The organism is Citrobacter sp. A316 (genome assembly GCF_002042945.1).
GTDB lineage: Bacteria > Pseudomonadota > Gammaproteobacteria > Enterobacterales > Enterobacteriaceae > Citrobacter > Citrobacter portucalensis.
Genome location: NZ_MVFZ01000047.1, coordinates 1 through 539, shown reverse-complemented (window position 1 = coordinate 539; position 539 = coordinate 1). Strand labels below are relative to the sequence as shown.

1 protein-coding gene is annotated in these 539 nt (G+C 52.5%); it reads left to right on the top strand.

The features are described 5' to 3' along the window. The coding region (locus BZK41_RS27205; protein ID WP_366557301.1) for a toxin VasX at positions 1-539 on the top strand (539 nt) is incomplete at both ends.

Below are 539 nucleotides of genomic sequence, written 5' to 3'. Positions count from 1 at the left end.
TGCCGGCGTGGGCAAAACCAGGAGCGTCGTCTTATCCGGCAGAAAGTGAAAATTATCACTATGCGCTGCGTGCGATGCGCAGGGGCTATATCTATATCTACTATCCATACCTGACGGACTGGGAAGCATGGTCGGTGTGTGATGACGGCAGTTTATGGAAGCAACTGTCGGCGAAAAATGTTCTGGAGAAATCAGAGCCTGACTGTAAGCAGGGAACCTACAGTAATGGCGGAAAGGATTTTCTGACACTGCCATATGAAGTGCTGGAGAATGATATCTGGATAGCATTCACACAGTGTCGCTGGACGGAAAAAACGCTGGAACGTTACGCGGGCGATGACGGGGAACGGCAGAGCAGAATGCAGCGCCTGAGTGCATTAAACTGGACGTTACCGCAGACTTCAGAGCAAACGACAGAAGCCACGACAGGCAATCTTGCAGGGGTTCTGGATTACATCGCGCCGCAGGGAAGCCAGCTGAGTCCGGCAATGCTGTTACCGTATGGCACCCAGACTAAAATCCGCGTCAGCCAGTGTGTG